The sequence below is a fragment of the Fulvivirga sp. AWR4_260 genome (assembly GCF_056158185.1).
In genome coordinates this window covers 3,489,460-3,515,991 of record NZ_JBSWSU010000015.1, presented here as the reverse complement: position 1 = coordinate 3,515,991, position 26,532 = coordinate 3,489,460, and the positions used below count along the sequence as shown (strand labels likewise).

The window sequence follows — 26,532 nt, the reverse complement described above, 5'->3', positions numbered from 1 at the left end:
CTATTAAAAATGAGAAAAAACATTCTTAGTGTAGCTTTTATGCTGCTCTCATGGTGTGTCACTTCAGTTTACGCCCAGACTGTAGTAACCATGTACGCAGATTGTAATTATTCAGGCAAAGCTGTAGGCCTAGCTGCTGGTAATTATGACATGTTTGCCTTAAATGCCAGAGGTATTTTAAATGATGATATCTCTTCATTAAAAATCACTTCTGGTTATGAAATTGTTATGTATGCAGATTTCAACTTCACAGGAAAAAATGTGGTGTTATCTGGTGATAATGATTGCTTGGTGGATGAAGGTATTAACGACTGGATTTCTTCTGTTAGAATAAGAACTAAGTCAAAAGATTATAGTAATAAAATTCAGGCCGAGAACTATACCTATATGTCGGGTGTAGAGACTGAAAACACTACTGATGCAGATGGAGGCCTTAATGTAGATTACATCGATACTGGAGACTGGATGTCATATGCTAATATTAATATTCCATATACCGGTGACTACACAGTGGAATACAGAGTTTCTAGTGGAGCTGCTGGTGGTAGATTAACTTTAGATGTTAATGCAGGAGCCACAATTTTAGATGATGCTAACTTACCCGGTACCGGAGGTTGGCAAAACTGGACTACTGTTTATCACAAAATTCATATCAACGCTGGTACTTATGACTTTGGTATTTATGCACAACAGGGTGGATGGAATATCAACTGGTTTAGAATAACCTATCAGAATCCAGATAGATTAGCCTTTATGGGATCATCTGTAGCTGCAGGTCAAGGTGCCACGGACTCGCAAGGGTACGCCTACAAATATACCCAAATACTTAGTGATAGATCTACTAGCGGAGGTGCTGACTGGCGCGTAAGTAACGTTTCTATTGGAGGTAACTCTACTGTTAATGTTAACGACAGATGGACTAGAGACTTATTGCCTACAGGGGCAAAGTATGTAGTGTATGGCCTTTCACTAGCTAATGAAGGTATTATAGGTGGTGGACAGGCTATTTATGATCAATTTAAAAACAACTTGAAGGCATTGGTTGATAAAGCTAGAGCACAAGGCATAGAGCCAATAGTAGCTAATTGCTATCCAAAAGGAGATTATAATAGCACGCATTACAACTATGTGAAACAAATGAATGCCGAAATTAATAGGTGGGATGTAGCCAGTATAAATATGCTTGGTGCTCTTGATGATGGTTCAGGCAAGTGGGTGAATGGTTATTGGGCAGATGCAGGACACCCTAATAACTCAGGCCATGATGAATTTTCTTATGCCTTTGTACCTTCTTTATTTGATGCTCTAAGAGCCGGTAAACCTCAGCCTCAGCGCAATGCTAATGGTGGTTATGCAGTTGGTGGTGCTGCTAATAATTTCAAATTAGAATTTACGCCAGATGCAAGGGTGCATTCTTTTACAACAGTATTTAGTGTTAAAACAGCTGGGCAAGGGGTTATTGCCAAGGTGAAAACGGAAAAAGGAAATGCCAATGTAATTGTAGATGGCAATGGTAAGATTGCCTACCGTTCTCATGATTCAAGGAATATTTATGGTTCGGCCAATGTGGGTAATAATGCTTACCATACAGTAGTGCTTACGCATTATTATGCAAGAGGTATTACCTTGTTGTATGTAGATGGAGCTTTACAAGGTTCAGTAAATGAGCAGTTACTTCCTGTAACAGTTTCTTTAAGCGATGTGAATGGACCTGCTGCCACTTATAAAGAATGGTTCTTTTACAGAGCGGGTATGAACGATTCAGAAATTAACCTGATCAATCAAGGGCAAATGCTGAAATCTAGCTTAGAGCTTTATGCTCCGTTAGTAAGTAGCAATTTCACTGAAAACAGAGCGCAAAGTACTATTACGTTAAAAAAGGTGAATAATTCTTTAGATAATACTTATTTGATCGATTTTGGGCCTAATGACGGCAATAATGGCAATGCCACTGTGGGCAATGATTACAACTATAACTATTGGAATAGTGCTAGTAGTTCAGGTGTAGGGGCTGTTGTGAGTCAATTAAAAAATACCAAAGGACAAGCTTCTTCTTTCGCTATTGAAGTTACTCAAGGTATGTCTACTAATGGTTTGAATAATGGAGGATTGAAGGATCCCTTTATGGCTCAGCTAAATGAATTGGGGGTGCCAACAGCTACTCAGGATTATTTCTATACCGAAAATCAGGGTGAGTTACTTTTTAAAGGTCTGAATACGGGAAAGAGCTACTCTTTTTCAGTATTTGCTAGCCGTAATAGCGAAGAGGAGAGGAAGTCTCAATACATTTTTAACGGAGCTACTCAGTTAGAGGCTACATTGCAAACGTCCGGAACTGATATAGGCGGTAGTGGTTATCATGGCAATAATAGAACAGTAGTTACTATTGGTGCTATAAGACCCAATGGCAATGGGGAGATACGCATGACTATCAATAAAGCATCTAATAGTTTTGCTTATGTCAACTGCATTAAGTTGGTGGAAATAGGCTCTGCTGGAGCTATGGCGGCTAGGGCAGCTACTAGTGCCACGTCTACTCCATCATTAGAAGTTTATCCTAATCCTGCTAATGGCGTATTTAATATACAAGCAGCATGGGAAGTAAAGACTGTGGAGGTTTTAGATATGCAAGGAAAAAGCTTAATAGCTATAAAGAAGCCAAAGGAAGTTATTGATTTAACTTTTTTAAAGCCAGGTAACTACTTGCTAAAAGTAAGAGGCGAGCAAGAGCTTACTACTAAAAAGATTATAATTAAATGATGATTGTATAAAATGAAAAAAGCTGACTTCATAGAAGTCAGCTTTTTTAAATTATCAGAAAACAGGAATAAAAATTTATTCCACAATTAATTTTTGCTTTTGCTTGCCTGAACTGTTCTCTACGGAAATGATATAAAGACCAGGCTTTAATTCGTTTCCTTTTACTTTTACCTCACTAGCATGAGTAGAGGTTTTGTAAATAGTTTTTCCAGACATATCCGTAATGAAAATTTCTGTATTTTCATTGGCGGCATTTTTGAATTGAACTAAAAATTCATCTACTGCCGGGTTTGGATATACTGTTAATTCATTGCTAGCATTTAATTCTTCAGCAACTTTCTCGTGATAAGCGTGAGAGCAATATTTAGACATATCTATACCTATATTATTTTCAGAAGCAGCCACTTTGCTATTGCTAGTGTTAAGAGCTGATCGGTACCATCTTGTATAAATATCGGCAGTGCTTTGTACTCCATTTACAAGCTGAAGCCTGTAATCGAAGTGCGCTTTTCTGGTTTGCTCTCCTTCGTATACATAATCAGTGTTAGTGATAACAGCAATTACAATGTTGTCTGCAGCTGCAGGAGAAAGTGATAAACTTACTTCACCGCTACTTACTATTTCACTGTAGTTAGCAGAGCCATCAGTACCTCTGTAAACTAACTGACAAGTCATATTCTGACCTATAGGCTGGAAATTTACAGTAACAGTATTGCCATTAACTTTTAAAGGAATTTGGTTGGCTCCAGACCATCCTGGAGTCGTTCTTTGTTCAGGGGTTAATAATCCACTACCATTGTTAGTTGTTTTAACATAAGGAGTAGCGGTCCATATTTCAGGGTTTAACCAAGATGGTTGCCATTCAGCACCGATAGACCTTTGAAAGTTGGCATCTATTAAAGAGATAACCGCGTTAGTCCAAGGTCCAAAGTCAACTAAAGCTTGCTTAGCACGGTATTCTGAAATAAGTCTACGTGTTTGAGCTTCGCCTAAACCAGAGGCAATACCTTCTAAAACTCTTTCAGGACAATACCTCCATATCCATGGAATGGCACCATCACCTAAGGTGTTTCCTAAAAATGTAGGGAAAGAAGTACTGTATTGGTGTCCACCTAAATAAGTTCTCCATGTACATATTTGCTGGTTACCCTCAAACATATTAACGCCTTCGGCCGATGGACCACCAAAGCTACCATCTTGAAGCCAGCCAGAATAACATTCTATAGGCATAAAAGGAGCAATAAAGTCAGTACCATTTAAGAATCCCATAGAGCTGTAGTTTCCACTTCTGCGCGCATCAGCTGTTTGCTGAAGCCATACGTTACCACCTTCGTGGAACCATGCAGACTTCTTCACACCAGGTAAGTCCGCTAATACTGCGTGTATTCCCTCATGAACCATAGCACTTTGCTGAGATTCTTTGTCAGCGTATGTGCAAGAAGGATCAAAGCTGTAAATAGGATAGTATGAAGCTAATACCATAGGCCAGCTTTTGCCGTTGTAATAGATAGCGCTCTGCCATCCTCCTAAATCGTTAGGAGAAGCATTGTCGGTGCACAATCCAGAACCGTAAAGGTAGATGGCACTTTTATATCCATTTTTAGCCCTTAAATCTGGCGGCCATCCCATTTCGTCTCTAAAGTAAGCGAAATCAGTATTCATACGAGCTAATAGTGGTGTAATAGCCGCAGAAGTAACCAAAGAGTTGGCATTAGGCCCCCAACGGAATGTCCACCATTCTGATGATTGCTCACCTACAACTTGAGGACAATCATCCAAAATTTTGGTAGGCATAGGTAATGAAGGAAACTCATCTTTGAAATTGTAGCTGATGCTAGGGCTATAATCAGGCCAATTGTAATGATCGCCATTACCATCGCCATCGCCACCGCCAGGGGTGTCATCTCCTGTAGAAATAACTTTCCATTCTAAAATTCCTGTAGATTGAGTAGGGTTTAACATAGAAACACGGATTCTGCTGGTTTCTATAGTGTTAAATGAAAATACATTCCACGCATCTTTATTAGTGGAAATGTTTCCAAGGTTTACCCAGTTAGACCCATTCCAATACTCTAGGTACGCTACAGTAGGAGTTAGTACACCCCCTCCATCATCAAACCAATAAATTTCTGAGGCATTAATCGAAACTGGAGAAGACCAATTGTACTGTACCCATTGGGTAGAGTTGGGGTTGGGCCAGTTTCCGTATGCACCATGCGATTTGTCATTGGAATTGGTTGGGGTAAAACCATCATTTACTGCATTTAATGTTTCCCAGGATGAAACGTAAGAAGTAGAGGATGAGGCCTCTAGTGCTACGTTTTGCTGAGCGTACAAATTAGGGAGCCACCCTAATAGCATAAACAACATAATGAAACAGTAGTTTTTTTTCATTCTTAGAATTTAGTGTTGAACAATAATTTCCTGCTAAGTTAATTATACCTTATAGTCAAGATGATAATATGTAATTATTTCCTTTTTGTTGTGTTTTTCATGCTTTCACGGAGAAATGCCTTTTTAACTATGTTTTGAACTTAAGGGGGTGAAATTGGTATGAATGGGATAAAAAAAGAGGGTGACTTTTAGAAAGACCACCCTCAATTTCTTATTAATTGTAAGTATTACAATTAATCATTCTGTTACTACTAATTTTCTTGTGGCCGTGATATTTTCGAGCTGAATGTTAATTAGGTAAATTCCAGCATGTAAGTTAGTAGCTATATTTATAGTATTTTTTCTCGTATTTAGTGCGTAACTTTCTTTCTTTTGTCCATTAAATGAATAGATGGTAATATTTTTTATAAGTTGCTGATTATTATTGCTTATGTTAATGCTTTGGCCAATAGAAGGGTTCGGGTAAAGCTTAATGCTATTAGGTGCAATAAAATCAGCTTCGCGAGAGGTAACTCCACTAGCTTTACTTACGCTATATGACATATTGTAGTCATTGAACGTTAAAGAATAGTAGCCGCTAGTGGTAATAGTAAAAGATATGTTATTACCTCCTCCGGTGGTGGGCGAAGCATTTCCTGTTAGCCCGCTAGCATTACCCCAGTCTTGTCCTGTCCATTCAGCATTATTAGTGAATTTAAATTCATAATCTCCTGTGGCCAGATATAACGGCTGGCTTACCCATGTATAATCTTCTGAAAGTGTCATGGCGCCTAAATCGGGAGCCCAGCCGTTAAAAGTACCGGCAGCATACATCAATTTATTGTTATGGTGATAAGCCAGTGTGCTTCTAATGTTATTGGAGGTGTAAACCCTGTATTCACCGGGAGCCAGATTTATATTAACTTCTCCTGCCACATTGATATCTTCACTGCTAAAACAGCTGTACCAAGTACCCGTAAAAGGAAAGTCTACTGTTATGGAGCTTGACTCTACGCCAAAATTACCCACAACCACAGCGCTCATAGAAGCATGCTGTAAGGTCATACTTTTGACACCGCTACTATTTTGCAGGTTCATAGTTAGTGACGTTTCAGCGCTGGTAAAAACTTCATTGTTGGCTCTCAAACGAATGAGCTTTTTGTAATTGTTATATAGTGATTTCCGGTTTTCATTTAAAATAAAGTAATCCCACCTAATAGGTTTTTCTCCTACACGATCGTTATAATCAATGCTGTAGTCGTAGCCTAGTTCTTGAAATTGCCACATCATTTTAGGCCCGGGCTGGGTGAAGAGAAATGCGGCACATAACGCTGAGCGGTTTAGAGCATTGTCTAAATTTTTGATGTCATAATTATTACTGCTATTTCCCCATTGCAACGTTTTAAACATTATTCGTTCCTCATCGTGGCTTTCCATAAAGGATACTAGGTGTGGCTTGGTCCAGTTTCTGTTTTTGAAATACCCCCATGAAAAGTCTGAATTGTCTCCACTATTATACCCCATGGCAGCCTCCATGTATTTATCGGTTACATTACCCCACAGCATGCAGCCATAATTTGATAACTCAATTTCTTCACTGTTTTCTGTCCAGTGCTCTAGTATAACATAGGCTCCGGGAGATGCCTGCCATACATGATCTGCCATTCTTTCAATATTGGCTATTCTGCTGGCATCATAGGCCCAGTTGTTACCGCCAGTTCTTTGGCTAAAACCCTGAGTGAAATCAAATCTAATACCATCAAAATGGTAGTTTTTTAACCAATGTTCTGTCACTCGGTCTACAAAGTATCGAGTAGCTTCGCTTTCATGGTTAAAGTCGTTGCCCCAGCAATAATCGCTAATGCACTCGCTGTTATACCATGGATTTTGTGCGGTGGGGTTGTCTCCATCAAAGTAGAGCTGCACCAAAGGTGACTGGTCATAAGAATGGTTCAGGACTAAATCTATAATTACAGCTATGCCTTGTTTGTGGCAAGTATCTATAAATCTTTTTAGGTCTGAAGCAGGGCCATAGTATTTGTCCGGTGCTAAATAAAATGAGGGGTTATAGCCCCAGCTGCTGTTACCTTCAAATTCATTAATAGGCATTAATTCAATAGCGTTTATGCCAAGTTGCTGTAGGTAAGATAGGGTATCAGTAAGTGTGTTGTAGTCATGCTGGCCAAGGAAATCGCGTAGGTGCAGTTCGTAAATTGTCAGTTCTTCTTTGGCGGGGCGTTGAAAATCGCTGACTTCAAATTCGTAGTCCATATTGTGCGGATATACTACCGATGCTATTTTCGATTGGCCAGCTGGATAGCTCTTAAGGTTAGGGTAAATAGAAGATGGTATCCACTGGTCGTTGATAGGGTCAAGTATTTTCTCTGCATAAGGATCAGCAATGCGTAAATCTCCATCTACTAGGTATTGAAATGCATATTCAATATTTGAATCTAAATCTCTTAAATCATACCACCAGTAGACATGGTCGGCATCTACTACATCTTTTTTCATTAAATAATTGACATCTTTTTCCCAGTTGTTGAAATCACCAATCAAATAAACATCGTGCTTGTAGGGGGCAAACAAGCAAAATATAATTCGACCATCTTGCATGTAGTTGATTCCATCTTTGATGTTATCAGGCCGAGGCAGTTCCATGGGTTCTTGAGCCATGCCGGTGAAGTACATCAGGCATAGACTAAGTATTATCAATGTTTTTTTCATAATAGTAGGTTAAATGTTGAATTAAAATCATCTGACTTTTAAATATAAAGATGGTGGAGGGGGTAATCTTATCAAAGAAAGCGTGCTAATCTTAATTTAAGATATGGGGTGAGCTCTACGAAAGATTTGGTTAAAAATTTAGGTTTGACTATGATTTTAAAAAATGAGATGTTAGATAAATTGATTGCTAAACCGGTTTTTATATGTAATTTAATGGAATATTAATCTGGTTTTGGTAGCAGCTATCCTTTTAGTATCAAGTACCAGGTTCCTCAATATTAATAATGCTAACTACTATGAAGAACGCCTTTTATTTGCTTGCAGTCTTATTGCTGCTAAGTTGTACACCCAAAACACACCCTTACGAGCCTGAAGAAGATCAGAAACGGCCCAATATAGTTTTAATTATGGCTGATGATTTAGGCTTTTCGGATATCGGATGTTATGGAGGGGAGGTAGAAACGCCTAATCTGAACTGGCTGGCAGGACATGGTTTAAGGTTTACCCAATTTTATAATACTTCACGTTGTTGTCCAACCAGAGCATCTTTATTAACGGGATTGTATAATCACCAAGCGGGAATAGGAGATATGACCGGTGACACAGGTAGAGATGGGTACCGAGGCCATTTGGTAGAGGCTTCTGTTACATTGGCCGAAGCATTAAAGGAAGCTGGCTACCATACAGGAATGGTAGGTAAGTGGCATGTTTCTAATACCGTAGTGCAGAAAGATCCACAAGAGCAGCTTAATTGGTTAAATCACCAATCATTTTACCCTGAGTTTTCACCGATAGAGCAATACCCTGTTAATAGAGGATTTGAAAAGTATTACGGTAATATTTGGGGAGTGGTAGATTTCTTCGATCCTTTTAGTTTGGTAAATGGTACAGAAGCGGTAAAGGAAGTGCCGCAAAACTACTATCATACAGATGCTATTAATGATACTGCTTCAGTTTATATTCGGGAGTTCAGTAAAGAGGATAAGCCATTTTTTTTATATGTAGCACACACGGCTCCACATTGGCCATTACAGGCGCTGCCAGAAGATATTGATAAGTATAAAGATGTTTATAAAGTAGGGTGGGATGCTATTAGAGAGGCAAGATACAAAAGAATGACGAGTAGTGGTTTGATAGACTCTAGCCTTTACCCGTTGAGCCCTAGATGGAAAAACGAGCTTAAATGGGAGGATAATAAAGATAAGGAATGGGACGCAAGAGCGATGGCAGTGCATGCCGCTATGATTGACAGGATGGATCAGGGGATAGGCAGAATCATACAAACATTGAAGGAAACGGGTGAATTAGACAATACATTAATTGTGTTTTTGAGTGATAATGGGGCAAGTCCTGAAGATTGCATGCGATATGGGCCCGGGTTTGATAGGCCTAGTCAAACTCGCGATGGAAAAAAAGTAGCTTATCCAGTAGATAAGGATGTGATGCCAGGGCCTCAAACTACCTATGCTTCAATAGGTGCACGGTGGGCAAATGTGGCTAACACACCTTTTCGTTATTGGAAAATGGAGTCATTTGAAGGAGGTATTCATACTCCTATGATTGCATTTTGGCCTAAAGGTATTACTGCTGAGCAGGGCGAGGTTAGTGATCAAGTAGGGCATGTGATGGACTTTATGGCTACTTTTATGGATGTGGCAGAGGCCAAATATCCAGAAAATTACCATGGTAATGAGGTGATACCTACTTCAGGTAAAAGCTTACGGCCTATTTTTATGGCCAATAAAAGAAGTGGGCATGAGGTGCTGTATAATGAGCATGAGGGAAGTAAATATGTGCGTAATGACGAGTGGAAATTGGTGGCTTATAATGCAGAAAGCCCTTGGGAGTTATATCAAATAAAAAATGACAGAACCGAAACCAAGAATGTGGCTAAAAAGTACCCCGAGGTGGTGAGAGAGCTGGAGGCGCTGTGGGTAGAGTGGGCGAAAACTCATGATGTATTAACTAAGCCATAAGGATAATAGTAAGGGAGCAACTGCTCCCTTTTTTATTAATCAATAGCATACCTTAGCCCAATAAAGCCTCTAATGCCTTGGTTGGGGCCATATACGTATGTAGGATCAAAAGTTAATGAATAAGGATTATTAGGAGTTGCAATTACCTGTCCGTTTTGGTCAAAATCTACTTGCTTGTCAAAAGGGTCGTTAGACCGTGCTATTATAAAGGGATTTCCCTTGTTGGGAGTCCAGTTTAATAGATTTTTGACGCCACCGTATAACTCCAGATTTTTATTCCATTTTTTAGTTATTTGTATGTTTTGAATACTCCACCATGGCGAATATTCATCTCTAGGGTCGAGAGTGCCTAATAATGGTAGCCGCATGGGGCTGTATACATTTCCTGTATAGTCTAAAGTAATAGAGGTGTTGGGTATTTCATAGCCTAAGCGCCAAGTACCAGTAAAATGTTCTGTAAATAGTTGTTGAATGGTTTCTCCGTTTTCTTTGCGATATACATCCATGAGGGTAGCACCAAGCATTACTTTCAGTCCATTGCTGAAATAGGTGTCGATGTCTACAGATGCCCCTTGACTAATGGCATGGCCATCAAGGTTGTCATAAATAATTTTGTTGGGGTCGCTGTCATAATCCGCTATTATTTTATTGCCAAAATATGTGTAGAATGCCGTAGCATCTAATTGAATATAAGTGCCATTAACGGTGTATATCTTTCTTACATAATTAAGGTTGGCGTTCCATGATGTTTCAGGCTTTAGGTTGTCTATAAATTCCACATCACGTGCGCCTGTTAATGCCGCATGATCTTCGGTGAAAACATTAGCTACTCTATAGCCACGTCCGGTACTTAGTCTTATAACATTATTTTTGTTATTTGAAGTCCATTTATAATTGAGTCTTGGGGTAAGAATATTGCCATGAATTGAATTGTAGTCATACCTCATGCCCAGTAATAATGACTGATTTTTGTCTATTTTATACTCATCTTGAATAAATAAACCGGGTAAGTAAATTTTTGACGGAGCATTTGAGTCATTTTCTTCGGTGGCAGTGGTATTATCATCATAGTAAGTATACCTAGTGGCAGCCCCTGCTAGTAAATTGTGGTTATTTAACGTCCTGATCCAGGTTAATTGACCAAAATATATTTGTTGGTCAGCGTTAAAGAGCATGTCTCCATAGGCACTATTTTGTAAGTGGCGGTTGGCGCTAAATGTGATTTTTAGATTTTCATTGGTAGGTAACTCATAAGTACCCATTAACTCCCATCTTTTTGTATAAATACTTTCGCCATATACATCATTACCACCTCTATTTTCTGATGACCAGTTCATTTCACCTCCCCATCGGTCTTCATAAATATAACGGCCACCCACTTGAAATTCCTTATTGCTGGCTCGTTTTATTTGCCACTTGTTAAAAACCGAAATTCTATTCTCGAGCGTAACATCTGTGAAGTTGTCATTATTATGATCAACTGGATTGGAGTAATTGAAGTAATTTATTCCTACTAGTGTATTTAACTTAGGAGCAACTTTAATTTTTGTAGCAATGTCAGCATTTACTTCTTGCCAAGAGGTGGTGTAAATATCAGTGCTAAAATGAGAAGCGTTATCTACATTTTTTGTAATCACATTTATTAACCCGCCAACAGCTTCTGAGCCATACAGCGTAGAGGCCGGTCCTTTTACTACCTCAACCCTTTCAATGAGTGACTGAGGTATACCGCTAAGGCCATAAACTGTAGCAAGTCCACTCACTATGGGCATGCCATCGATTAAAATCATGGTATATGGCCCTTCTAATCCGTTGATGTGGATGTCTCCTGTGTTGCATACATTGCAGTTGATTTGAGGTCTTACACCATTAATGTTTTGAATGGCTTCAAATAACGAAGGGCTAGGGTTTGCTTTAAAAAAGTCTTTACTGAAAACTTCTACCGGTACGGGGCTTTCTAATTTAGAAACCTCGTTTAAAGTGCCTGAAACCACTACTTCATCAAGCATGTCTTCGGCTTCCGAGAGGTTGAAATTTACATGAGTGTGCGATGCAGAAATGTCTATTGATTGAGTAGCTGTTTTATAGCCTATGGCCGATGCGCTTATCTTATAACTGCCTTTTTGGGGTATTTTAAGGCTATAGTTCCCTTCAGCATCAGTGCTAGTGCCAATATGAGTTCCTTTAATATATACATTAGCATAGGGTACCTCTTGGTTTTGGTTTAATACTTTGCCCGAGACCACTTGCTGTGCATGGCCTGTAATGGCAAGTATTGATAGTAATAGTAAAGTATATAATTTGACCACTTTATTTTAATTGATTTTAATGTAAAATATAAAAGTTAGATAAAGCTAACAATTATATTCTGATCAAAAAAATTAAATTTGTGCTGTAGCAAGTAATATTTATGTATTCATATACTGAAGAAAACTATTTAAAGGCGCTTTTTACTATAGAGGATCAGCAATCTGAAATAAATGTAAATGTGCTGAGTAAGCATTTAGGCATTAAAATGCCCACCGTAACCAACATGATAAAAAAGTTGGCTCAGAAAGATTTGGTGAACTATGAAAGTTATAAACCGCTAAATCTTACAGAAAAAGGTAGGGTAGAGGCTGCTAAGGTTATTCGTAAACATAGGCTTACTGAAATGTTTTTGGTTGAAAAAATGGGCTTTGGCTGGGAAGAGGTTCATGAGATAGCTGAGCAAATAGAGCATATTAAGTCAGCAGCATTTTTCTCTAAAATGGATCAGATGCTTAACTACCCCACTATTGACCCACATGGTAGCCCTATTCCTGATGAGCACGGCAAAGTGAAGGTGTTAAAGTATAAGAAGTTAAGTGAGTGCACTGCAGGAGAGAAAATTAAAGTTACTGCGGTAACTAATTCCTCAGAAGAATTTTTGAAGTATTTAAACAATAAAAGTATCAACCTAGGTACAGTTATTACCATTGATACAGTAGAAGAATATGATGGTACTATGCGTGTGAGTTATGGAGAGGTGGAGAGTCAGCCATTGGGAAGTAAAGTAACGGCAAAGCTGTTGGTGGTCAATCAATAAGCTCATTATTAGTACTTGAAAAGTTGTTTTTATTTAAGCTAAACCCATTTTTTAGTATAAATTGAATATATTTACTTATAGTAAAGTTCTTTACTTAATTTCATCAATCGGATAGGGTTGCACTGAAGTGAATTAAAAGGGAATCTGGTGAAAATCCGGAACTGTCGCGCAACTGTATTTAACACAGAAGCATTGCTTGTATACCACTGTTATCATTAATGGGAAGGTGAGTAATGGCTGTTATAAGTCAGGAGACCTGCCTTTATCCTCAATGACATTGCTTTCGCGTAATAAAGTTATAGGTCAGGAATGATGCTTACAATAAATAGTCATAGGATTGGTACGTCTTGTGGTTTCTTTTACTCATCCTCACAATATATTTATTCTTATAAAGGCAAAGACGAAATTTTGCAATGGACTTTTAACTAATGTTCAACCACTTAAAGTTAAAAGAAATGCAAACTCACATTTTAGGATATTCACACTCGCAAGACCATGCGAGCTTAAAGGAGGCTTATGAAAAATATCTCAACGCTCAATTAACCATATCTGAGCTGATAGTTCAGGGTAATGTTATAAAACAAAAGAACTGGCAAGAATTGCAGCAGATGGGGGTTGATTTAATTCCTTCTAATGATTTTTCTTTTTATGATCGGGTACTGGATATGGCTTTTACTGTAGACGCTATTCCTGAAAGATACCATGATGTGATCTTAAAAGATGGAAAAACTGAGCTTGACCTTTATTTTGCTATGGCGGAAGGCTATGAAAGTGAAAATATTGCTGTTAATGGCATGGATAAGCGGCAGTGGTTTGATTCTAATTATAGCTATGTAGTCCCCGAGTTTACTAAGGGGCAGCAGTTTAGGCTGTTTGGTACCAAAGTGATTAACGATTATTGTGAGGCTAAGCGCTTGGGAGTAAAAACTAAGCCTGTATTATTAGGGCCAGTATCATTTTTGCTGTTAGGTAAGCAAATAGGACAGGCCTTTAATGTTTTAGATTTGTTAGATCATCTAATTCCCGTTTATTGCGAAGTGCTGAAAAAGTTAGAAGCATTGGATGTAGAGTGGGTTCAATTTGATGAGCCTTGTTTAGCTTCTGCTATTAATGATGAAACCAAAAGAGCCTTTACGGCTACTTATTCAAAAATTAAAAGGCAATTCCCTCATTTGAAAACCATGGTGGCGACCTATTTTCATGGCCTAGAGGAAAATGTGCAAGTGGCTACAAATTTGCCAGTTTCAGCATTGCACCTAGACCTTATTAATGCATCAGAGCAGCTTATGCCTGTGCTTCAGATGGCGCCAGCATGCCTTACCCTATCATTAGGAGTCATAAATGTTGATTCAAATAGTGTGATTGTAAATGAGCGTTTGCTCAAAAATATTGAGGAAATAGTAGAAAAAAGAGGAGATGAAAAACTTATGCTAAGTGCTAATTGTGCTTTAGGTGAAATGTTGGGAGGTTTTAATAACACTGAGTCTCTTATTCGTTTATCTGAAGGTAGTATTAGTGATAGGGTAAAAGAATTGATGCAGTTAAAGCAAACGCTTGAGGGGCATTTAGTAGCATATTAACGCTAGGGCTCTGGGCTATTTTGTGCTTTAATTTATTAGCGGAAAATTAATTTTACTGATCAGGAGTTATCATTGTAACAGAGTGTAATTAGTTATATATTGACAATTACTAAACCTCAATGTTATGAAATTTCAACTGCTTTTCATGCTGGTATTGCTAAGTTGCAATTCTCCGAATAATGAGTCTGCTAACATGGTGTCTGGCTCATTGCAAAATGAAAAGTTAGTATTAGAGTATTTCAAATATTTTAATCATCATAACTGGGAAAAGCTTTCTCAGATGTATGAAGCCAATGCACAATTTCTTGATCCTGCGTTTGGCGGTGAGCCCATTAGGCAAAGTCATGAGGGGATAGTGCAGAAATATTCCGATTTAGAAGCATATATACCTGATGTTCAAGATGAAGTTTTGAACATATACCCTTCAGGTGAAAATGTGGTAATAGTAGAGTTTGTGTCTAAAGGAACAGCGCCAGATAGTACTGCTTTTAGGCTGCCCATGTGTGTGGTTTTTACTTTTAAAAACGGGAAGATCACGAAGGATAATACCTATTATGATAATTTTTAAGTTGAATAGGGCGTAGTTTTATTGCTCTCACAATAATTACTCACATCAGTATGCTTTTTTTAAGCGCACTTTCACAATTACTATATCATTTACTTTCAGTAAGATAGTACGCTACATGTCATTGCTAGCAATGGTACTGCATTTAAATAAGATCAAATTCGTTTAAATAAGCAATAATATACTACTTGGTAGTATTTAGTTGGTTTGAATTAGGCTTGGTAAAACAGATAGCTTTGTCGGTTTAACCAAAAAACAACCTAAACCGATGACCAAATTGAAATTAACCTTTATCCTGTGGTTGTGTATGCCCTTTCTGGGGTTTTCGCAAGTGTACCATTGGGAGTCTATTATTACCCCTGCAGAGCAATGGAAGTATCAGGTGCCCACTACGCAGCCAGATTATAATTGGACGCAGCTAGGATATTATGATGGTAACTGGGCGCAAGGCAGCTCGGGTTTTGGGTATGGTGATAATGATGATAATACCATTGTTCCTGCCGGTACCAGAACCTTGTATTTGCGCAAAACCTTTAATGTGGTGGATAATCAAGCGGTGTCAGCCATGACTTTAAGCCTTGATTATGATGACAGCTTCGTAGCTTATCTTAATGGAGTGGAAATAGCTCGTAACCTTGTTTCTGGCTATCCGCCTCGTTTTGATCAATTTTCTGATGGCCTGCATGAAGCCGCATTGTATCAAGGTCTGGTGCCTGATGCTTTTGAAATTAACCCATCCATGTTAAATAATGGGCAAAACATACTCGCCATAGAGGTGCATAACGAGAGTGTAACGTCTTCTGATTTATCTGCAATGGCTGTATTGTCAGTAGGCATTAACAACAATAGCTCTTATTACCAGCCTACACCTTCATGGTTTGAGGGAGCTACTTCTTTGGCCACCACTTTGCCGCTGGTAGTAGTAGATACCTATGGTCAGGGCATTCCTGATGATCCAAAAGTGAGAGCTCATCTTGGAATAATTAATAATGGAGAAGGACAGTTAAATCACATCAACGACCCTTTCAATGAGTACTCAGGAATTATTGGAATTGAGCAGCGAGGTGAATCTTCTTTTGATTTTCCTAAAAAATCTTATGCCATAGAAATGTGGGATGATGCAGGCGAAGATATAGACACTTCTTTTCTTGATTTCCCTGAAGAGGAGGATTTTATTCTTTATGGACCATATGCTGATAAGTCTTTGATGAATAATATGTTGGCTATGAAAATGGCACGAAGCATGGGCCATTATGCCAGTAGAACACAATTTGTAGAGCTTATCTTGAATGATGAATACAAAGGGATTTATATCATAATGGAGAAAATGAAGAGAGGAGGCGACAGGATCGATATCTCTAAGCTTAAAGAAGATGATATAGCAGGAGATGACTTAACGGGAGGGTATATCTTTAGAATAGACAAGGGTAATGATCCTGGTTGGTCATCTAACTATAATGCGTACCAAGGAAATCACAGGATATTTTTTCAGTATTTTTATCCAGAAGCTGAGGATATTCAATATCAACAGCAGCAGTACATACAACAATATGTAAGCGACTTTGAAGAGGCCATAGCTTCGGGTTCTCACTACAACTCTAAAGGAAAGCACTATATGGATTATATCGATGTGGATGCTTTCATAGATAATTTCATTGTTAATGAGCTGACTAAAAATGTTGATGCTTACAGGTTGAGTACCTATTTCTACAAAGACAAAGAAAGCAAAGGCGGAAAATTGAAGTGTGGTTATTGGGATTTTAATTTATCATTCGGAAATGCTGATTACTGTGCTGGTGATAACCCTACGGGCTGGATATACTACCAGTGTCCGGGTAATAGCCCCTTTTGGTGGCATAATATGTTGCAAGATCCACAGTTTACCAGTGCGCTTAAGTGCAGGTGGCAGTATCTAAGGCAGACCATTTTAAGTACTGCTGCTGTTGATTCTTATGTTAATGGTTTTGCTAATGAACTGACAGGTGCCGACACGCGTAATTTTGATCAATGGCCTGTTTTAGGGGTTTATACCTGGCCAAATCCTTGGTTGTATATTCAGCCAAATAGCTACGAAGGTGTGTTAAATGCCCTAAGAGGATGGCTGCACAGTAGGCTAGACTGGATGGATGCAAATATGCCAGGAACGGCTAATGGTTGTTCTGTGCTTACTGCCAGTGCTAAATCTGCCATTAAGGAGATACCTAATGATGAAGGAGTGAAGGTTTACCCTAACCCAGCTTTAAATAATGTTACTATTAGTTCGGAAATACTGATAAAGGAAATTCAGATTAGAGATGTGACAGGTAAAGTTTTATTGAATGCGTATCCTGAGGTATATGAACAAACAATAAGTTTGGAAGCTTTCACCTCTGGAGTTTACATAATTAATTTAATGACAGACCATGGAGTGATAACTCAAAAGTTGCAAATACAGAAATAATGAAAAAGGGAATCTACGGATTCCCTTTTTTTATTTTAACTTTTAAATAGTAGATGCTTCTAATTCATTTACGGCCTTGCCTGAAGCAAGTAATGAAATGACTTCTTTTAATTGCTCTTCTACATTCACTAACTCGTCACTTTTCTTTTTTATCGTGTCCAGAATATTTAAGATACAATCTTTTTCTTCTGCCGATAATTCTTCTGAATCCTCCGTGTATAACAATAATGGGGTGAGTTTGGATCTTAGTTCTAATGAAGCTTTTTCCAACTTATCCGTATAACCCATAATTTCATTATAAGCACTTTTTTGGTTGTTCATGAGTAAATGGTTTAATTGATTGTTGTGTTAACGAAAGTTAATATATAGTTGTTCCCGGGGTAGTTAATAAGTATACTAATTCCTTCGAGAGGTTATTAAACAACGTCAAATTGCATTTTTAGGAGCCAAGTTGATGGTAGCTAGTTGGTAAGCTAATATTTTGGTTCAAAAAATGCATAAAAACAGGCTGCAGTATGAATTGCAGCCCGGACTTATAAGTTTATTTATATGGCTAGCCGTTTCATTATGTTTGTAACGGCCTTTATCGCTTCATTTTCGGTAATGGGTTCATCTTTATTAAATGCCCCATCCTCGAATCCTTGCCAAATCGTTTGGCCGCTGTCAACTTCTGTTACGGTAATAAGTAGAGTCCCTTCTTGTACCTTATACTTTTCGTTTCTAGGTGTATTGTTAAGTTCATCCTCATCAGTAAACTCACCACGCAACTCTCCATCTTTGCCAAAAACAGTATAAGAGATGAGTACATCAGGGTGGGTCTCATCATAATTTAAATCTTTTCTTATCAGTTCTTGTTTAAGAGATCGGTCTATAGAAGCTTTTACGTCAGCTCCGGGGTATTCATCATCTTCAAAAATGAAAATACTTTGCATCTCATCACTTTCAATAATCAATGCTTCGGCACTACCAGGTTCTGGTTCTGAAGACCTATCTAGTAAAGCGAAAGTATGGAAGTTTTTATTTTGCGCTTCTTGTACTTCATCAGTATATATTCTTTGAGCATTAGCATTGAAATAAAATATACTCAGCCCTAATATTAACATCATCTTTTTCATATCAATCTATTTTAGGTTAGAAATATATGTTTGATTTATAAACCGTTTAAAAAGAGGATTGTTAATTGAAAAACACACTTTTTGTGTCTTTTACTAGTGATATGAGGAGGTAAAAGCAGTGGGGTAGGGCTTGGTCTTTTAGCAAAAGAGAAATGCTAAATGTTGTCTAAGGTGCATGTGTTTTTTATCATTTCTAGATTTTTCTTCAGGTGGCTATACTTGAGGTCTTCTAAAACACGTTTGCCATAATTTGTGAAATACTTATGGTCTCGCAAGAAATGCAAGTTTTTATTGTACCACTGGTTGCAGTCATAGTTGACTTTGAAACATTGCTCTAGTTCTTTTCTCAAAAGCTCATTTTTACACCAGTAGTCTGGTTGAGAGAGGTGGTATAAGTCTGCATCGCAAATGACTTCTTCAAGGTGGTTTTGGGGAGTCTGAGGAAGTTTTGTTGCGGCTATGCAGTTGAGTATTATGTTGATGTCTTCTTCGGGGTAGTTTTTGTTTTTTAGGAAAGATTGGGCTATCACCTGGCTGTTTTCTTCATGATCTTGGTTGGAGATACTGTAACCCGTATCATGAAACCAAGCAGCAATCTCTAATAATTCTATTTCTTTTGCACTGAGCTTTTCCGCCCTGGCAATTACTCTTACTGCTTTTACCACATCAATGGTATGATCTAATTGATGGAATAAAATCGGATAATTGACTTTGCTTTTTATAAGTTGAGTTACAAATTGCTGGATTTCAATTAATAATTCAGCTTTTACAATCTGTTTCTTAATTATCATATCTGCATCCTCCTGTTCATCATTCCTTATTTATACAGTAAATATAGCTATAGAATCTGTAGAAACTTGGGAATATAAATTGATCTTAGCCCATATAAAAAACTACTTTTGGTCATAGTTGTTGTGATCAACCTTAACTTTAATTGTATGAAACGAATAATAATTCCATTTTTATTCTTTACAACATTACTAATTTGTGATGCTAAAATGGTTACCGCTCAAATAAAAGTAGAGCAGTTGGCTGAAAGTACTGTGAGCTGGGATGGAACCCCTTTGCCAAATTACCCCACCGATCAGCCAAAAATAACTATTTTAAAAATTAGCATACCACCTCATGCCAAGCTCGAATGGCACAAACATTTGGTAATAAATGCGGGTGTAATGTTAAAAGGTAACTTAAGAGTTGAAAATGACGAAGGAGATCTGCTTGAACTTAAAACGGGAGACACTATAATTGAGCTGTTTAATAAATGGCATTATGGAGAGAATGTAGGAGATGAGCCAGCGGTAATTGTTGTTTTCTATGCCGGAACCGAACAAAAACCACTTACCATCATAAAAGAAGGGTAAATTATACTGCCTTCTATAAAGGCAGTACATGTTAATTTACAAGGTGATTAGGTCGTTTAATAAAGCTTCAACTTTACTTTTATTGTCAGATGAGACTTTGTCTTTAATATTGCCATTGTCAAAGGTGGCGAAATAAGGTAAGCTGTATACTCCGGCTGTTATTCTTGCTTTTGGTGTGTGTTCGGCAGCTACTTCTATAAAAGTGATGTCTTTATATTTATCATCATTACTAAGATTTTTATAAACAGGAGCAAAACGTTTGCATACACCACACCAATCAGCGTAGAACTTTACCATTACTTTTTTATTGGAGCTAATGATTTTCTCAAACTCTGAGTCGTTAACAACTTTTGTTTCCATAGTAATTAAAGCGTTTTAGTTCACTGTACATACGAAAGAAAAGTGCAGGAGTAACCTTTTCGCTCATCAATATAGCTTGTTAATTTTTTGATAGAGAGTTGATTATCATTTTTGATAGAAGGGTGTTGAGATTTTGAGTTTAAAATATTTAACTAATGATGGTTAAATGTGGGTATAGTTTATTTAAGGGTTTAAAAAGTTACATTATAATAGTTGGTGTGTTATAGATATTTTAAATAATCTATTGATTTAATTAATAAACAGCAAGAGCCGCTAAATGCGGCTCTTGCTCACAGTGTTGGAAGATTACTGTTGTAGTAGAGGAGTTCCTCTATTTAAAGTTAACAATCCTCTGGTCTAATTCCCCTACAGGTTAAATGGTTTTTGGAGAAATTATTTTAATCTATTTTTTCTGTATCTAGTATAACTGTATATAAAGCTAGTTTAAATCCAACACAACAATCATTATGAAATACCTAATCATCGGGGCAGGCGGAACAGGAGGGTTAATTGCAGCCTATATGGCTAAGTCTAGCCATAATGTGACTATTTTGGCCAGAGGTAAACACCTGGAGGCGATACAGAATAGCGGGCTGAAAGTAAACTCTCATGACGGAAACTCGCATGTGATTCACAATATCAGAGCACTAAGTGCTGATGCACTGGGAGATGAAAGCTTTGATGTTATTTTTGTATGTGTAAAAGCCTATAACTTAGAAGATGCGGGAGCCATTATAAAAAGAATTGAAAATCCTAAAACCTTAGTCATTCCTGTATTGAATGCTATGAATGCAGGAAGAGTGTTAAGGAAATGCTTGACAGAAGCAACGGTTTTTGATGGCTGTATCTATATTACTGGGTATATCTCTGCGCCCGGTGAGATTAAACAGAACAATGCTATTTTTCGTGTGGTGTATGGAGACAAAAATATCAGTATTACTGATTATCCAGTTCTAAATACAGTAAATGCTGACTTGGAGCAGAGCAATATTTATGTAAAGTATACCCAGGCTATTGAAAGTGAAATATTTCAAAAGCTATGCTTTACCTCTGCTTTTTCTGCAGTGGGTCTTTTCTATAATGTAGCTGCTAAAGAAATGCGAGAAAATAACTCTTGTTTATTAGAATTTGAAAACCTTTTGCACGAGCAACAGCGAGTGGCTGATGCATATAATTATACATTAGATGAAAGTTTCATTGAAAATAATTTGAAGATTCTTCGTCAATTAGCTGACAATTTTACGACCTCTTTGCAAAAGGATGTTGCCAATGGAGGAGCAGATGAAAGAGAAAATATGATCTTTGAAATTGTTAAAATGGCCAATACAAAGTCCGTAGACATTCCTTGTTATGAGAAAATAGCAAAATTTCTTGGCTATGTTGTAAAATAGCGAGCCGGATATCATTAAGTATGACAAATGTCAATATAAAAAACTGACATTTGTCATATTATGAGTTTTACGTGGGCTGTTTCTTTACAGCATGATAGAGAATAAGTTTTACCAAATACCAGAACATTTGCGTCCAAAAAATGAGGGGACGGATCAATTGTTTAAAAGTGGTTTTTTAGAAAAGCTAACACGTACGCATGTAGCGGTACCTATTACGATGCATTCTGTCATAATTATAGCATTTAGCTGGCTCGCCTTTTTAAGGTTACCTGCACTAAGTGTAATGATATACTTTGTGCTGGGCTGGTTAGTGTGGACATTTGCTGAATATTGGATACATAGGTATGTTTATCATGTTCATACAGAGAGTAAGCTTTTACTCAAAATTCAACATTTGGGACACGGCATTCACCACCAGTACCCCAAAGACCCCACAAGGTTGGCCATGCCACCAGTGCCTGCTTTATTATTATTAAGTGTTTTTTATACCATTTTTTGGTTGGCGCTAGGGAGCTATGCATTGGCATTCTTTCCGGGCTTTCTTTTAGGTTATCTCTTGTATATTTCTCTTCATTATGCTCAGCATAGATTTAAAGCCCCCAATTATGCTCCTTTAAAAAAGCTTTGGAAATACCATGCTATGCACCATTATAAGTACCCAGAGCATAAAGCTTTCGGTGTTTCTACTCTTCTTTGGGACTATGTCTTCGGAACTATTCCTAAGGGTGATCGTTGAGTTGTAAGTTGCTGATATTTAGTTGGTATAAGTATTTATTTTGATTAAATTGTACAAATTTTATTGATCTAAACTTGTAACTAAATATGAAAACCAACAAGTATACTTTATTGAAGTATTCAATATTGTTCTCTGCTTCTATGGCATTTTGTAGCTGTGGAGATGATGATTCCCCCACTAATGATGCTGTAGATACTACCAAGCCTACAGTTTCTATTGATGGTTTTGAAAGCAATGATGTTTTTAACACTGTACCTTTCAAAATTCAGGCGGCTGATGAAAATGGCGTTAGTCTAATTCAGTTTTATATCAATGAAGAATTGGCAAAAGAAGGAGAGTCTACCTCTAGTATTACTTTAGATTGGGATTCTAATGATTTGGCAGATGGTACCTATACTATTAAAGCTTTTGCATTTGACCCTTCAGGAAACAAAGGAGAAGCAACCAAAACTATTCATGTAAAAAATGGATTGATCACGTTTGAAGTAGGTGCCTCATTTCTTGGATCTGGTGAAACAGGAATAGTATTCCTTTCTGATACTGACGGTAATTTAATTACATCTAAAAGTTATGTTAATGGAGAAAAGGTAACTTTAAAAGCCTCTGATTTTAATGGATCTTCCTTTTATCTGACAGAATATACTGAATTTGAATCAAGCGCTCAGTTATTGACTTTTTCTAATATAGAAAGAGGAAGTGAATGGAGCTTATCTCTTTTGGATGGTGAGGGTGATCATGATGGGGTGACTCTCATAAATGATGATTATCTTGCAAATATTGCATTATTGAACAACAACCTCACAGCAGGTGAAGAGTACGTATTGTCTTCTATATATACTAGTAAAATTGCGGAGGCAGGTGAGGAAGAAGTTTCACTTCCTTTAATAGAAAATGGTTCTAGCCCTTTGTATGTTATCAAAAAATCAGCTGTGGGTGAGAAGCAATTTTATAATCTGTACCCTAATATTGTAGTCGGTGAAAATGACATCGATTTAAGTTTGGTAAATAAGCCGCTATCATCGGTAGCAACTCAGCTTTCTTTGGATTTGGATAAACTTGATTATTCTTTAATAGCCTTTCTAGGAGAAGACCGATTCAAGCTTGAGGATTATAGTCAATATAACCAACCTCCTAATCAATTCACGATGTATTATCCGGGAAATACCTTTGATAATTATTATACTGAAATAAAGTTTTCTGGCGATTGGGGAGTATTCGATCAAAATAGTTATGGAGTAGAAGGTATTGGTGTCTTAGATTTAGATGGGGAGATAAAACTTAGTGAGGGGGAGAAATCAATGACTTATACCACTTCTGGTAATTTTGATATGGGCATAATATTTAAGAGTGATGAACAAGTAGGTTGGGTTAATTTTGTCTCCGAAGGGACGGGAGTTATTCCTGATCTGAAATTGCCGTCATCTATTGCTTATGAATTGCCGTGGGATTCTAATTTAGAATTTTACTTGTACGAAGTGGAGGGAGTAGATGGATATGATGAAACGCTTGAAAAGATGAAACAGTCTGAAAATGGGTTTGGTACATTTTTGGAGAAAGGTAAATCTATAGCCTCTATGGAATTATTTGTGAATCACAATAAAGGCAAAAGACACTTTAAAAAGTAATAGAACATAAAAGCCATTACAAATAGTAATGGCTTTCATATTTAAAATTAATGAAGCTGTTCTAAATCAAATTCTTCACTGAAACCAACCATATCTTTATAAGTTATGCAGGGTTTTGAGGCTACATCTAGGTCGGTAGAATTATTTTTTAAAATATTTATCGCATATTATTCTTATAATAAATCATTTCTTGTTTCTTTATAAAACCATTACAATAATGGGTGGTTATAAAATACGTTATTAGCGTATTGATGAAAGGTTCGGTTATTATCCCCAGATGGCCGAAGTTGTAATAAATTGCACCTTACAAGGGCATGCTTTTTTCTATTTTAGATTTTGAGAAAATACTTACTGGTAGTTAATATTATTACTTTATAGGTAGGTATATGGGCTTTACTGAAAAAGAGAAAGGCTTTATGCACGAATTTATTAACCGATTAATTTAGAAATTGATACAGCTTTAAATTACTGGTACCGGTCAGTCTGAACTAGAAGTGAATAGGGTAAAGGCTGAAGTTGATAAAGTGCCAGATACTACAACGTTGAGATTTTGGTTAGAGCTGGAAGGTTTTGTAGCCAAGTATCTAAATATTCTTATGCGTAGATGAGTGAGCTGTTTTCAAAATAACTTGTATAATTTCATTTATGGATCATTTGTACTTAACCATTTCAAGTTTAGGGAATGTTATTTGTTTAGCTAAGTTTTTTGGCGCCCCTATATTGATGTTTTTTGGAATTACATTATTCAAAGATTTATTGTGTAAGCGACTCTGCTGTATTTTAACGGGTGTTATGTTTCTCTGCATATGTTCTTTGCTGGTTGGCTATCATTATATGGAAGGCCCTCTTACCATAAATTTTGGAAGTTTGGTGTCTAGCAAAAACCTTACTTTTGTGTCATTTTTGAGCATATCATTTGTGTTGGCCACCAGAATGAGCAATGAGTTTATGCTACTGGTAAAACCGTATAGAAGTTTATTCTTAGTGGGGTTGTTTATATATACAATATTTCGTGTTGCGGTTTATTTATTTGGAACATTGGCCATGTATCCCTTGCTATTAGTTTTTGCTTTGTTAATTACTTTGGAGCCTTATACTAAGATCTCGGGTAAAATGAAGTTGAATGAACCTCTTTTTAGAAATGCGGCCTTAGCTGCTTTGGTGTCTGTAGAGGTCTTACAATTTGTTGATCTTCATGCTCCAGAGCTAGGAGCTTCAGCTCATTTAGTATGGCTGTTGGTAGGTATGGCAGCACTTTCTACTATTTTAAGAGACAGTTATGAGCGGACTCAGTCAGATAAGAAGAAAGATGCAATGTGTGCCACAAACAGTTGTAGCAGCAATACCGTATCTAAGAGTGAAGAGAATACTAACCCATTAAGAAAGGATGCCAATGTATTTAATGAAGTCTTTGAAAATTGTGAAGCTTTAGAAGCATGCGATGCGGCATATTTAGAAACGGTAGATAGAGCTATAGATAAGTTAATGGGGAAAACGAGCCATGGCGAGGTGCAGGATTTATGTGATGAGTTGGCCGTAAGTAGAAGCCATTTGCACCGTAAGATGAAGGCATTGTTAGGTATTTCTATTAGTCAGTACATGAGGTATTATAAAGTAAAAAAGGCGGTGTTAATGTTAAGCTATGAACAATGCTCCGTGAAAGAGGTGGCTTTTAGTTGTGGGTTTAATTCAGTTAGCTATTTTACTAGAATTTTTACAGAAATGATTGGTTGTCCTCCAAGTAGGTTTTCTGAAGAAATGGTAGAAGCTGTAACAGCTGCATAAATAATTATTGTTTTAACATAAAAATTTAGTGCGAAAGCATGTTGTCATAAGATTACATGTTTTATTCAAAATGTCTCATTTATTTATCAATAATTATCGATGTGTTTTGAAAATCTTGGTTTTAAGGCTTTTATGGGTGTTTTGTGTTACATATCTACAAGTATTGAGACATACCTTAAACATTTAGATTTGTCAAATGAGTTAGATAATTATAGTTTTGCTTTATGAAAACTGTCAGATATGCAACCTACATAGTTGTTATCTCTCTTACTGTATGGGGAACTGTAGGAGTCCTTTTTAATTATCTGGGCGGTTTTTAAATCATCTGTAAAACACAGGTTAAAGATGTGCTTGAGCAGAAGATGAAATTTAGGTTAGGATTGCAGCAATCCTTTATATAGCTGCAATAATTGCTCTGCAATAGTTTGAATTTGCATTCAACAAGGCGAGTAACGAAAATGGGTAAAGGGAAAGTAGTAAATTGGCGTTTAGGCTTTTTCTTACCTTATCAGACCCTCTCAGATTTTCTGAGGGGGTTATTTTTTGTGCTACTTTCCCTTCTTTAAATGGAGTTTTTAGAAAGTGTTCAATTTACACTATTTAAAAGCGACACTAAAATATTCTCTGTTAAGAAATTAATATATTGCTGATAAGGAGTGTTTTTGCTGTGT

18 protein-coding genes and 1 riboswitch are annotated in these 26,532 nt (G+C 37.2%); of the genes, 11 read left to right on the top strand and 7 right to left on the bottom strand.

What is annotated here, in order from left to right; translation table 11 throughout:
• The first annotated feature begins 9 nt into the window (after positions 1-9).
• Positions 10-2,760, top strand: coding sequence for a carbohydrate-binding protein (locus tag ACXACQ_RS21070; protein WP_474977977.1), 2,751 nt, complete (start codon positions 10-12; stop codon positions 2,758-2,760).
• Between the two features lie 75 nt (positions 2,761-2,835).
• On the opposite strand, the gene ACXACQ_RS21065 is transcribed toward ACXACQ_RS21070, so the two are convergent.
• Both ACXACQ_RS21065 and ACXACQ_RS21060 read right to left on the bottom strand, forming a co-directional pair.
• On the bottom strand, positions 2,836-5,154 hold the full coding sequence (locus tag ACXACQ_RS21065; protein ID WP_474977976.1) for a T9SS type A sorting domain-containing protein: 2,319 nt from the start codon (positions 5,152-5,154) through the stop codon (positions 2,836-2,838).
• Between the two features lie 237 nt (positions 5,155-5,391).
• Positions 5,392-7,860, bottom strand: a complete 2,469-nt coding sequence (locus ACXACQ_RS21060; RefSeq protein WP_474977975.1) for an alpha-amylase family glycosyl hydrolase — start codon at positions 7,858-7,860, stop codon at positions 5,392-5,394.
• Between the two features lie 296 nt (positions 7,861-8,156).
• Between ACXACQ_RS21060 and ACXACQ_RS21055 the strand changes: the two genes are divergently transcribed.
• Entirely contained in the window at positions 8,157-9,836 is a 1,680-nt protein-coding gene (locus ACXACQ_RS21055; RefSeq protein ID WP_474977974.1) for an arylsulfatase, read from the top strand.
• Positions 9,837-9,871: 35 nt separating this feature from the next.
• Here ACXACQ_RS21055 and ACXACQ_RS21050 read toward each other — a convergent pair whose 3' ends face one another.
• The gene (locus ACXACQ_RS21050) at positions 9,872-12,145 is read right to left on the bottom strand and encodes a TonB-dependent receptor (protein WP_474977973.1); all 2,274 of its coding nucleotides are present in this window, start codon (positions 12,143-12,145) and stop codon (positions 9,872-9,874) included.
• A 101-nt stretch (positions 12,146-12,246) separates the two neighbouring features.
• Here ACXACQ_RS21050 and ACXACQ_RS21045 point away from each other — a divergent pair, with 101 nt between their 5' ends.
• From ACXACQ_RS21045 to ACXACQ_RS21030, 4 genes are all read left to right on the top strand, one after another.
• Positions 12,247-12,903, top strand: coding sequence for a metal-dependent transcriptional regulator (locus tag ACXACQ_RS21045; protein WP_474977972.1), 657 nt, complete (start codon positions 12,247-12,249; stop codon positions 12,901-12,903).
• A 97-nt stretch (positions 12,904-13,000) separates the two neighbouring features.
• Positions 13,001-13,181: riboswitch (cobalamin riboswitch) on the top strand.
• Positions 13,182-13,358: 177 nt separating this feature from the next.
• A complete protein-coding gene (locus tag ACXACQ_RS21040) occupies positions 13,359-14,483 on the top strand; it encodes a hypothetical protein (RefSeq protein ID WP_474977971.1) in 1,125 nt (374 codons plus the stop codon).
• A gap of 124 nt (positions 14,484-14,607) precedes the next feature.
• A complete protein-coding gene (locus ACXACQ_RS21035) occupies positions 14,608-15,051 on the top strand; it encodes a nuclear transport factor 2 family protein (RefSeq protein WP_474977970.1) in 444 nt (147 codons plus the stop codon).
• Positions 15,052-15,316: 265 nt separating this feature from the next.
• Positions 15,317-17,488, top strand: a complete 2,172-nt coding sequence (locus ACXACQ_RS21030) for a CotH family protein (protein ID WP_474977969.1) — start codon at positions 15,317-15,319, stop codon at positions 17,486-17,488.
• A 42-nt stretch (positions 17,489-17,530) separates the two neighbouring features.
• Here the strand turns inward: ACXACQ_RS21030 and ACXACQ_RS21025 are convergent, their stop codons facing one another.
• From ACXACQ_RS21025 to ACXACQ_RS21015, 3 genes are all read right to left on the bottom strand, one after another.
• Positions 17,531-17,809 carry a hypothetical protein gene (locus tag ACXACQ_RS21025; protein WP_474977968.1) on the bottom strand — a complete coding sequence of 93 codons (279 nt, stop codon included), beginning with the start codon at positions 17,807-17,809 and terminating at the stop codon, positions 17,531-17,533.
• A 224-nt stretch (positions 17,810-18,033) separates the two neighbouring features.
• Positions 18,034-18,603 (bottom strand): DUF4136 domain-containing protein, encoded by a 570-nt coding sequence (locus tag ACXACQ_RS21020; protein WP_474977967.1) that lies wholly within the window; start codon positions 18,601-18,603, stop codon positions 18,034-18,036.
• 155 nt (positions 18,604-18,758) lie between these two features.
• Complete coding sequence (locus ACXACQ_RS21015; protein ID WP_474977966.1) at positions 18,759-19,394, bottom strand: HD domain-containing protein; 636 nt, start codon at positions 19,392-19,394, stop codon at positions 18,759-18,761.
• Positions 19,395-19,541: 147 nt separating this feature from the next.
• On the opposite strand from ACXACQ_RS21015, the gene ACXACQ_RS21010 reads away from it, so the two are divergent.
• Positions 19,542-19,964, top strand: a complete 423-nt coding sequence (locus ACXACQ_RS21010) for a cupin domain-containing protein (protein ID WP_474977965.1) — start codon at positions 19,542-19,544, stop codon at positions 19,962-19,964.
• Positions 19,965-20,000: 36 nt separating this feature from the next.
• On the opposite strand, the gene ACXACQ_RS21005 is transcribed toward ACXACQ_RS21010, so the two are convergent.
• Positions 20,001-20,324 (bottom strand): thioredoxin family protein, encoded by a 324-nt coding sequence (locus tag ACXACQ_RS21005; protein WP_474977964.1) that lies wholly within the window; start codon positions 20,322-20,324, stop codon positions 20,001-20,003.
• A gap of 467 nt (positions 20,325-20,791) precedes the next feature.
• Between ACXACQ_RS21005 and ACXACQ_RS21000 the strand changes: the two genes are divergently transcribed.
• The 4 genes from ACXACQ_RS21000 to ACXACQ_RS20985 all read left to right on the top strand — a co-directional run bounded on the left by ACXACQ_RS21000 (position 20,792) and on the right by ACXACQ_RS20985 (position 25,861).
• Entirely contained in the window at positions 20,792-21,715 is a 924-nt protein-coding gene (locus tag ACXACQ_RS21000) for a ketopantoate reductase family protein (RefSeq protein WP_474977963.1), read from the top strand.
• A 91-nt stretch (positions 21,716-21,806) separates the two neighbouring features.
• Entirely contained in the window at positions 21,807-22,451 is a 645-nt protein-coding gene (locus ACXACQ_RS20995) for a sterol desaturase family protein (protein ID WP_474977962.1), read from the top strand.
• Positions 22,452-22,537: 86 nt separating this feature from the next.
• Entirely contained in the window at positions 22,538-24,076 is a 1,539-nt protein-coding gene (locus ACXACQ_RS20990; protein WP_474977961.1) for an Ig-like domain-containing protein, read from the top strand.
• Positions 24,077-24,868: 792 nt separating this feature from the next.
• On the top strand, positions 24,869-25,861 hold the full coding sequence (locus ACXACQ_RS20985) for a helix-turn-helix transcriptional regulator (RefSeq protein ID WP_474977960.1): 993 nt from the start codon (positions 24,869-24,871) through the stop codon (positions 25,859-25,861).
• Positions 25,862-26,532 lie beyond the last annotated feature (671 nt).

Excerpts from the sequence above, each read along its gene's own strand:
- ACXACQ_RS21025 (WP_474977968.1), bottom strand. The coding sequence starts at position 17,809 with ATGAACAACCAAAAAAGTGCTTATAATGAAATTATGGGTTATACGGAT.
- ACXACQ_RS21040 (WP_474977971.1), top strand. The coding sequence starts at position 13,359 with ATGCAAACTCACATTTTAGGATATTCACACTCGCAAGACCATGCGAGC.
- ACXACQ_RS20995 (WP_474977962.1), top strand. The coding sequence starts at position 21,807 with ATGATAGAGAATAAGTTTTACCAAATACCAGAACATTTGCGTCCAAAA.
- ACXACQ_RS21060 (WP_474977975.1), bottom strand. The coding sequence starts at position 7,860 with ATGAAAAAAACATTGATAATACTTAGTCTATGCCTGATGTACTTCACC.
- ACXACQ_RS21070 (WP_474977977.1), top strand. The coding sequence starts at position 10 with ATGAGAAAAAACATTCTTAGTGTAGCTTTTATGCTGCTCTCATGGTGT.
- ACXACQ_RS21015 (WP_474977966.1), bottom strand. The coding sequence starts at position 19,394 with ATGATAATTAAGAAACAGATTGTAAAAGCTGAATTATTAATTGAAATC.
- ACXACQ_RS21035 (WP_474977970.1), top strand. The coding sequence starts at position 14,608 with ATGAAATTTCAACTGCTTTTCATGCTGGTATTGCTAAGTTGCAATTCT.
- ACXACQ_RS20990 (WP_474977961.1), top strand. The coding sequence starts at position 22,538 with ATGAAAACCAACAAGTATACTTTATTGAAGTATTCAATATTGTTCTCT.
- ACXACQ_RS21020 (WP_474977967.1), bottom strand. The coding sequence starts at position 18,603 with ATGAAAAAGATGATGTTAATATTAGGGCTGAGTATATTTTATTTCAAT.
- ACXACQ_RS21000 (WP_474977963.1), top strand. The coding sequence starts at position 20,792 with ATGAAATACCTAATCATCGGGGCAGGCGGAACAGGAGGGTTAATTGCA.
- ACXACQ_RS21065 (WP_474977976.1), bottom strand. The coding sequence starts at position 5,154 with ATGAAAAAAAACTACTGTTTCATTATGTTGTTTATGCTATTAGGGTGG.
- ACXACQ_RS21030 (WP_474977969.1), top strand. The coding sequence starts at position 15,317 with ATGACCAAATTGAAATTAACCTTTATCCTGTGGTTGTGTATGCCCTTT.
- ACXACQ_RS21005 (WP_474977964.1), bottom strand. The coding sequence starts at position 20,324 with ATGGAAACAAAAGTTGTTAACGACTCAGAGTTTGAGAAAATCATTAGC.
- ACXACQ_RS21055 (WP_474977974.1), top strand. The coding sequence starts at position 8,157 with ATGAAGAACGCCTTTTATTTGCTTGCAGTCTTATTGCTGCTAAGTTGT.
- ACXACQ_RS21045 (WP_474977972.1), top strand. The coding sequence starts at position 12,247 with ATGTATTCATATACTGAAGAAAACTATTTAAAGGCGCTTTTTACTATA.
- ACXACQ_RS21010 (WP_474977965.1), top strand. The coding sequence starts at position 19,542 with ATGAAACGAATAATAATTCCATTTTTATTCTTTACAACATTACTAATT.
- ACXACQ_RS20985 (WP_474977960.1), top strand. The coding sequence starts at position 24,869 with ATGTTTCTCTGCATATGTTCTTTGCTGGTTGGCTATCATTATATGGAA.